This window comes from Citrobacter sp. wls829 (assembly GCF_005280825.1).
Taxonomy (GTDB): Bacteria; Pseudomonadota; Gammaproteobacteria; order Enterobacterales; family Enterobacteriaceae; genus Citrobacter; species Citrobacter gillenii.
In genome coordinates, this window is the sequence record NZ_SZWP01000116.1 from 1 (window position 1) to 1,319 (window position 1,319).

The following is a 1,319-nucleotide window of genomic DNA, read 5'->3' on the forward strand; positions in this document are numbered from 1 at the left end:
CATGAAAGGGCCATTGTTGCTCATTCATTTATGAACAACAGCGCGTCCTATGCGCATCAGAAAATGATTGAGGAACATAAAAAAATGCTGTCCGGCAGTGATGCAAATTCAAAGACCTCGTCTTCTTCTTTTAACGAACTGAATGCCGGAGAAAAAGCCGCTCTCGTGCATGAGCAGGTCAATAATGCCGGTGCGGAAGCACATCAGACGCAGGCAAGAAAGCTTCGCGGGCTGTATTCGACCAGGTAACTGCAGGCGGGTTAGTGCTTAGCGTCAGGTGCGCAGCAGGGCTTTACTGACGGGTTACGTAGCAGGACATGAGCCCCATATTGCTCTGCCGTAACCTGTTTCAGTCCCGTTAATCATCACCGTCGGGCTGGTCATACAGTTCCCAGAGCTTCAGGAGCAAACGGGAAACAAGATATGTTACAAAAATGACGACCATCAACGGTGCTCCCGATTAACTGACAGATGACACGCCTCCTGAAAACCCCTAGCATACGCCGCAGTGTTCATGCTAACGGCGAATTCCAGTAAATGTATTCTACCGATGTCGTAAAAGAAAATGCCTACCTTTCAGCCACCCGCTCGGGGCTGGAATCGAACGAGATCGCTACTCTTCAGCGCTCCTTGCCTTCCCGGTTTAATCTGCGGCATTTGAAAAAAAATGAATCATTAAAACTCGTACTGCAAAAGAAAGCGGGAAAATCACGTGTCGTGGCCTATAAATTTACGTCCGGTTCATTTAATTACACGGCGTATCGTATATCAGATAAAAAGTTCTATAACCTTTCCGATACTTCCGGGAAAGGCAGTCTCGATTATCCGTTACCGGCCACAGCAAGACTCAGTTCGCCTTTCAATCCTGCAAGACTTAACCCGGTATCGGGAAAAGTGAGTCCCCATAATGGCATTGATTATTCCATGCCCATGAACACGAAAATAGTCAGCGTCATCGACGGAAAAATCACCCGGGCCGAATACAACAGTACCATGGGATATTTTGTTGAAGTAACGGGAAAAGCCGGTGTTAAAACTCGCTATCTCCACCTCAATAAAATACTCGTTACTAAAGGGGCCAGGGTTACACGGGGAGGTGCTATTGCGTTATCCGGTAACAGCGGACGTTCATCCGGTCCTCATCTGCATTACGAGCTGGTCATCAATAACAACCCTGTTAACTCTCTGGCGTTCCGGGCAGCGGCACCCGCTGATAACAAACTCGAACAGCATGCCTTTGCGCATGCCAGAGACTACGAACGATACCTGGACTGATAACGGGACCGCGACGCGGCCCCGTCTGCCGGATTAATTTTTTT

General features: G+C 48.5%; 1 protein-coding gene and 1 pseudogene. Both read left to right on the forward strand.

Translation table 11 applies throughout. The annotated features are described in order from the left end of the window. Nucleotides 1–249: pseudogene (locus tag FDW88_RS22330) on the forward strand (copper resistance protein); the annotation flags it as partial. Nucleotides 250–537: 288 nt separating this feature from the next. Further along, a complete protein-coding gene (locus FDW88_RS22335; protein ID WP_000287501.1) occupies nucleotides 538–1,275 on the forward strand; it encodes a peptidoglycan DD-metalloendopeptidase family protein in 738 nt (245 codons plus the stop codon). Nucleotides 1,276–1,319: the final 44 nt, after the last annotated feature.

Excerpts from the sequence above, each read along its gene's own strand:
- FDW88_RS22335 (WP_000287501.1), top strand. The coding sequence starts at position 538 with ATGTATTCTACCGATGTCGTAAAAGAAAATGCCTACCTTTCAGCCACC.